The organism is Burkholderia sp. B10, assembly GCF_004368385.1.
Lineage (GTDB): Bacteria > Pseudomonadota > Gammaproteobacteria > Burkholderiales > Burkholderiaceae > Burkholderia > Burkholderia vietnamiensis.
Window position 1 is genome coordinate 1 of the sequence record NZ_PQMX01000137.1, and the last position, 6447, is coordinate 6447.

The window sequence follows — 6447 nt, forward strand, 5'->3', positions numbered from 1 at the left end:
GCCCAAGGTTGGGACACGCGGATCCACATCGAATCCGAACCGTCCAACTTGCCGCGGCGATCCCACAGGAAGTGCACCTTCACGGCACTGCCGTTCGTGTGAATTTCTTCGCCCTTTGGGCCGACCACGATTGCCGACTGCGTGCCGTGAATGACGGGCTTCGGCGTATTTCTGGGCGAACGATACGGAAACTTCTTCGGGAGCAGAGAGAATGTGTTGCGGTACGGCAGTTTTGCGTTGTGTTCCGTGTAGTCGTTCACGGCCTCGTGGCGAACGTGCAGGATGGCGTATTCCTGATTGTTGGCCATGACCGGATGGTTCGACACTGTCACGCTGCCCGCAGTCGTCATCCGCCACGCGTAGCCGCTGCCCGTATATCGATGTGCGCTCGCTTCCTCTGCTTGCATCGCAATGCGTGCGTAACGATCGCCGTCATCGCCGTGGTCGAATAACGACTGATGTTCGAAACGCTCTGTCGTTTCGAGCCCCGCATGCCGGAGATTCTCCGGCTCGGCCTGCGCCAGCATCAGCGGCGACGACGGGTTCTGGTGATTGAAGTCGCGAAAGGCGATCTTGCCGACGCCAAAACGCCGGCCTTCATGCAACTGGTCGATACCGTTGTCTTCACTCGCCGCGCTGGCGTTATACGGTAAGTTGGCCAGCCCGTCGATCGGACGGAAAACGAAATTCGTATCGCCGATGACAAGGAAGTGCTTTTCCTTCTCGTAGCGGTGAGTCCAGATCAAGCCTTCCTGCTCCATCAGACGCGCACAGAAGTTGTAGTAGGACTCCTGGTACATCACGATGTATTCGAGCGGCTTCTGTGCGGTCCGGATGTCGAATTCGAAATCGGTGAACCCGTGATCCTGGAAAATCTCGGTGAGGATGTCCTGAGCAGTCTTGTTCTGGAAAATCCGGCAGTCGGTCGAGCGCGTCAAGAACCAGAACCACGGCGCCACCGTCATTTGATATTGCGTCACCTTGCCCGGGTTACCCGCCCGGTCGAAAGACGTGACGTATCCGTCGAAGTAGCGAATGCTGTCGGCCCCGCCTGACGAGACGATGCGCTCGAGCGTGGACTGCCGCGCGCTCTGGTCGAATCGAATCTTAATCGGTTGCCCGATCAGCTGATCAGGCACCAGGTCATGCTGGTGTGACAGCAAATCGAGGTGAATCTCTGGCAACCGATTGACGTGTTCGTCGATGACCGCGGTGCTGACCAGCAGCACGTCCGGACCGAGCGGCGAGTCGATGGTTACGTATCGATTTAGCTGAGTCAGCCGAGCAACGCCACCGGCCGCATTGTTGAGTGCGTCCGCAATCGCGGCCGGCGTTTTGTTCATCAGCGAAAAACCGGTCTGCGCGAGCTGAACCGCGCGTTGCACGGTGTCGATATGACTTGCGACGCCGGCGAGCGGGCCAATCTGTCCTGCCACCGTGGATGCGACCGGCCCGGCAAGGCCGCCAAGCGCGCTCAGCGAGCCCAACAGATTTCCGCCGGAACCGGCCGGAATACCGCCATTCGGGGCGAAACTCATTTGAATTCCCTTTATTTTCGTCTCAGGTTCTGTCCCCAATTGGCTCACCAGCTTGAGGCCCCGTTACTGTAGGACAAAACGTTTGCCAGCGAAAGATACCTGAAATTCCTTTGCAATTTCCCTGCCGATACTTTTCCACTCGCCAATCAAATAAGTGGTTGGGAACCGACGCAGGGTTCACCGCGTCGCAGTACCGCGCCGGTTTCTGCCGAGACCAATACGATTTGCACGAAGCTGGTGACTGGAACGTACGGGGAAAATAGTCGATCCATCACGCGCCCCAATCCGGCGAGACTGAATTGGACGAAACGCAGCTCGTCGATCACGAGACGGACCTCCAATCCTTGGACGAACGCTGAAGCCGGCTTGCCCGGTATCCAGCGCCGCACCCGTTCAGTCGAGAGCGACACGAGCGCGTCGAATCGCCGGCCGGCGTCGGGCGCGGACATGCCGAAGCGGGTGCACAAGCGCTTGAACTCTTTGAGGCCTTCGGCGTTTAGCCGCGCTGCCTGCGGAACCAGCCACGACAGCAATTCCCATAGGTCGCCGTGGTGAAGAATCGGCGCGGGACTTGCACTGGGCTGAGCCAATAACTCGATCTCGTCACCCGAGTCCCCATCGCGCACGGCCAACTGGCGCTCGCGCATTTCCGCCAGGTTGCCATTTGTGCAAGACAGCACGATGTCGAGGTGGCGCTGCGCGGCGGGATCAACGGGCTCGCCGCGAGCGTTCACAAGCGCGAGTTCCAAGCCACGCAATCCGTCTGCGCGCGCGCCAGTTGCCTGTCCGCGCAGCGGCTCCTGTCCCGGCTTGCCGGGCTCGGAAGGCGGCTTCGGCGCGCGCCGGGCTTCGTCCCGCAAAACGATCCAATATGGGCCTGGCGCTGCGCCAAGCGCGTGTTGCAGGGATTCGAAGGGCGCCAGAAGCGCGGCACCCTGGGCGGTCGTTATACGGACCTGATCAACTGACCAGATTTCGGTCGTAGCTGCGGTCTTCAGCGAAAACGGTTTCAGCGCATAGTAGGCTTGCCCAGCCTTCGTTTCGATTGGCTCCGCATTGCTTGAGAACAAGTTGACTACTGGTGTACAAAACAGCCGGAGATTGTCGGCCGACGCCGCGATCAGCCGTTGAGCGCGACGTGAGTCAGGGTGGATGCCGGCAAGGGCCAAATGCAACGTGATCCGGCGCGCGCCAACCGCCAACCGTTTCAACCGCGCCAAATTCAGGTCGAGGTTGTCAAATCGAGCGGGAAACGCGCCGTACTCCATCAACAAATGAAACGGAGCAGTCGTGTTGTCGCGAGGCGGCGGAAGCAGCGCGTCGGCATCGTCGAAACCTGCGGCCGCCAGCGGCATGTCCACCCGACGCCAGCGCCCGTTGCCGTCCAGTTCAACGAAGGCCCGCGTGGCGTGCATTAGCACCCCGTCGGCGAGCGCAGCCACCACCTCCCTCTCCCCCGCCAAATGCAACCGCACCGTATCTGGAGCGATGGAGAACTGGGCTGACGGTGCCGTGAGCTCAAGGGTGAAAGACAAAATCCCCGTAGTGTCGGCCGGCAGTGTGGTTTGCATCGGCGCGACGGTCGACGTCGCGTAACGTACACCGGAGACGGTCAACGGCACCAACGTGACGTCGGCGGCGGTGCGGAACACCAGGCGGCTATTCGGCGCCACCAGTTGCGTGCCGCGTGGAACGATCCGCGGCTCGGTCTGCTTGCTGTCTCGATCCACGCGGAATTGGGCCATCGCACAAGATGGAAACGGCCGCAGGAACGCTCCGTGGATTGTGTTAATCAACGCGTGCGTAAACTCCGGCACCTCATCTTCGAGTCGGATGTCGTGCCGAGCGCACATCAACGCGAACGATTGCAGCAGCCGTTCGACGTGTGGGTCATCCGAGTGCTCACCGGACATCGCAAGACGAGCCGCGATTTTGGGATAAAGCTCGGCGAATGTGCGCGTCGAGCGGCGCAGCAGACCCAACTCACGCTCAAAATGGGGTAGAAGATCCTCGGGTTCGATGGCCATACGCGTTTCAGACGGTCACGCCGATCTGTCAATCGGTACCGTGCTCATGGGTAGACGCAGCGATTCTAACCGGGCGTCGCGCACGCTTATCTCGAATCTATCGAGTCGAGAGCGAATCAATCATAGCGTTTGAAATACGCAGGCCATGAGGCATGCCGTGAAGCGAGGGCCGCCACTATGGCCCTTGTGACAGCCCTCTGGGCTTCGGGAGGGTCGGTTGCCCATCGCCAAGCGAGCAAAAGCGATGGGCTCGCTCTCGAAACTTCTCGGCATCGTAGCAGAGCAGGTTCGTTCGTCGACACCGTTTAACCATTGTTCACCGATTGCCAGCGCTCAATATCGCTCGTCCGTAGGCACCGATCTCGGAACGGTTTCTACGTCGACACAACTGCCCAGTGTGGCCAAACGAGCGTTGCACCGCGTACGTACCCGTTCCCCGCGCCTCCAGCGGACAGCACTTTCGGCCAACCACTCAGTACGCAGCATATGCGCCGGCCCGATCCAAAAATAGTGTGCTCTTGCAGAACGAGGCTCGCTCGCCTATACCGTACTCGACACGGCACCGGAGGCCATCGTGATCGTCCCTTTGTTGATGCCACGCTTGTTCTGTACAGCCTTCGAGTTGGCCGGCGCAATCTACGATGGCGAGGTGTTGGTCAATGCTCGCCGGGTTTCGAAAATTCGCGGGATGCTGATTTCGTTCTACGGTGCGGATCCTGGCCCTTACGAGCTTGCTCTCGCGACCGTCGCGACCGACGTGTTCTCGGACGAAAACACGCGGGCCTGCTTCCTCGAACGAGTCGATGCGTTCGACCGACTGCTCGGGAATAAAGGCCTAATTGAGGCGTGGGGAGAAACCGGCTGGGTGCGCCGCAATGCGATCGATGCAGATCGTTTCGCGCCTGCTCGATTTGTTGTCGAGGCCGCGGCCATCTGCGCACTGGATACGCGTCGCAGAACCTTCGACCTGCAGGAGTTTCACGCAGCGGCGTACAAGCGAGCCGCGTCGCGAGGCGTGGAATTCTGGTGACCCGCCTTCTATTGCGACGGCGAATCTCGCCTTGGGAGCTACTTCTTTCCTTCCGTTGACTTCCGCTCCACGCGCGGCGCTGACAATGACGCGCGTGCCCGTGACCGACTGAGAGAGATACGTTGTTCGCTCCGCAGAAGCTCGTTAGCAGCCCGCGCCTCTTTCAGCTCGGCCCGCACTTCAACCAACTCTGCCTCTCTCTCACGCCCGTGCTGGCTTGACTCCTCGAGAGTACGCTCAAGTGACTGTTGCGCTTCACGCGAAGCCTCGGATTTCGTGGTCGCAACCGCCGACGCTTGCTCGGCTTTCACTCGCGCCGCGCGCTCTTTCTCCAAGGCGTCACGAACGGTCTTGAGATCATCCTCCAAGCGCGGCATAGCCTCTAGCCGAAGCAACGCCTTGGCCAAGTCTGTCCGGGCGGTTTCCGCCGCCGCACGCTCGACCGCCGCTTCATGACGAGCCTCATCTCGCTCCGCCTCGACTTGCTCAAGGCGCCCGGAAAGCACCGCCTTCGCCGCGTAGGCGTTCTCGAGCGATGCAGAAAGATTTTCGACTAGCGCGGTTTGCCGCTCGGATTCGAGTATGAGATCCGCATTGGCTTGGCTCGCGATTTCTAGGTCCGCCCGCAACTCGCCCTTATTCCGCTCCACTTCGGACGCAACAAATTCCAGCAGGCCTCGCTGTAGCGCTAGAGGCAGTACGACCGGCGCTTCAGCGGGCCGAACCTGCGCGTCCTGCCACGCTTGAAAGAACTTCTGCACGGTCGCCATCGACCCCGTCCCCAAGCGCTCGCGGATGGCGCGCGCGGTCGGCCGGCCACCGGCGTCGCGAATTTGCTCCGCCACCTTGCTGACTTGATCTTGAGTAATGTTCGGTTCGCGCGCCATAACGTAACATTTCACGAAAATTGATGTTACGTTATGGAAATGCGCAAGAAAATTTTGGCTCGCCGTCGGTCGCCTCGGCGGACAAGCCGCAACGCATCGCAGCACAATGACGGGTTGTTTCCATCTGCGCTCAACCGCTCGCGCGTTTGCGCAAGCAACTCGGCAAAGGTCGTGGATGCCGGCGGCCTTCAGCCTCGCGACCAGGAGGGCGTCGAGCCAGCGGTTGAGTGCGCTTCAGTTGCGGCGCCTTGACGAGACTCGCCTCCATGCGCGCGAGCGCTGCGCCTTGGCGATCGCGCGGACTGCGATTACGTGCAGCCTTGCGATCAAGCACGGGGCACGCTTCCGGCGGCTAAGTCTCAACGTAGAGCGCGACGAGCTCGCGGTCGCTGTAGAAGGCATCGGGGTCGACCGCCTCTCGGAATGCCTCGAGCGTCGGCACTTTGCCGACCGCCCTTCCAGCTGCCGCGCCGGCGTGGGCGTCGCGGGGCAAGCTGCCCGGTTTCAGGGCAGCAGGTGCGCCGCGTCGATGTCGCGCGTGCAGCGTCGCCTCGTCTAGTCCCTCAAGGTACGCGCGGTACAGCGCGAAGTGGGCGGGCGCCTGGCGCAGTAATGATCGGGACGGGTGCTTGCGCATGTCAGCGGCGTGCCGTGCTCAACTGCCAGCGCGGTCCATGCAGCTGCTTTGGCAGCTCGCGCATCAGCCGGGCTTTCAAGTCGGGGATCAACTCCACGGTTCCGTGGGTGTCCACACAGTGCTGCTTGATCTTGTCGAGCTCGCGCTGCAAGCGGTCGAAGGGGTCGGTCGACAATGACCTGCCCCCTGCAAACAGGGCCAGCCGGAGTCTAGTAAAGTTCGTTTTCGGAGAAGAAGACGAACATGAAGAAGCGCTTTACGGAACAGCAAATCATCGGGTTTCTGAAGGAAGCCGAGGCCGGTATGCCGGTCAAGGAACTGTGCAGGA

Annotated in this window: 6 protein-coding genes; 2 read left to right on the top strand and 4 right to left on the bottom strand. The window is 60.9% G+C overall.

The window, feature by feature from the left end; genetic code table 11:
- Together tssI and tssF are read right to left on the bottom strand one after the other, a co-directional pair.
- A partial coding sequence (gene tssI, locus C3Y15_RS30860; RefSeq protein ID WP_134206934.1) for a type VI secretion system tip protein TssI/VgrG occupies window positions 1-1538 on the bottom strand: 1538 nt, incomplete at its 3' end.
- Window positions 1539-1684: 146 nt separating this feature from the next.
- The gene (gene tssF / locus C3Y15_RS30865; RefSeq protein ID WP_124260302.1) at window positions 1685-3565 is read right to left on the bottom strand and encodes a type VI secretion system baseplate subunit TssF; all 1881 of its coding nucleotides are present in this window, start codon (window positions 3563-3565) and stop codon (window positions 1685-1687) included.
- A gap of 574 nt (window positions 3566-4139) precedes the next feature.
- On the opposite strand from tssF, the gene C3Y15_RS30870 reads away from it, so the two are divergent.
- Window positions 4140-4595 carry a hypothetical protein gene (locus tag C3Y15_RS30870; RefSeq protein ID WP_124260303.1) on the top strand — a complete coding sequence of 152 codons (456 nt, stop codon included), beginning with the start codon at window positions 4140-4142 and terminating at the stop codon, window positions 4593-4595.
- 38 nt (window positions 4596-4633) lie between these two features.
- Here C3Y15_RS30870 and C3Y15_RS30875 read toward each other — a convergent pair whose 3' ends face one another.
- Together C3Y15_RS30875 and C3Y15_RS31925 are read right to left on the bottom strand one after the other, a co-directional pair.
- Complete coding sequence (locus C3Y15_RS30875; protein WP_124260304.1) at window positions 4634-5482, bottom strand: DNA-binding protein; 849 nt, start codon at window positions 5480-5482, stop codon at window positions 4634-4636.
- 638 nt (window positions 5483-6120) lie between these two features.
- Window positions 6121-6294: a hypothetical protein gene (locus tag C3Y15_RS31925; RefSeq protein WP_166677073.1), complete on the bottom strand. Its 174-nt coding sequence runs from the start codon at window positions 6292-6294 to the stop codon at window positions 6121-6123.
- Between the two features lie 68 nt (window positions 6295-6362).
- Between C3Y15_RS31925 and C3Y15_RS30885 the strand changes: the two genes are divergently transcribed.
- A partial coding sequence (locus tag C3Y15_RS30885; protein ID WP_134206827.1) for a transposase occupies window positions 6363-6447 on the top strand: 85 nt, incomplete at its 3' end.

What these genes read in the sequence shown, in the direction of transcription:
- tssF (WP_124260302.1), bottom strand. Translation starts at nt 3,565, where the DNA reads ATGGCCATCGAACCCGAGGATCTTCTACCCCATTTTGAGCGTGAGTTG.
- C3Y15_RS30875 (WP_124260304.1), bottom strand. Translation starts at nt 5,482, where the DNA reads ATGGCGCGCGAACCGAACATTACTCAAGATCAAGTCAGCAAGGTGGCG.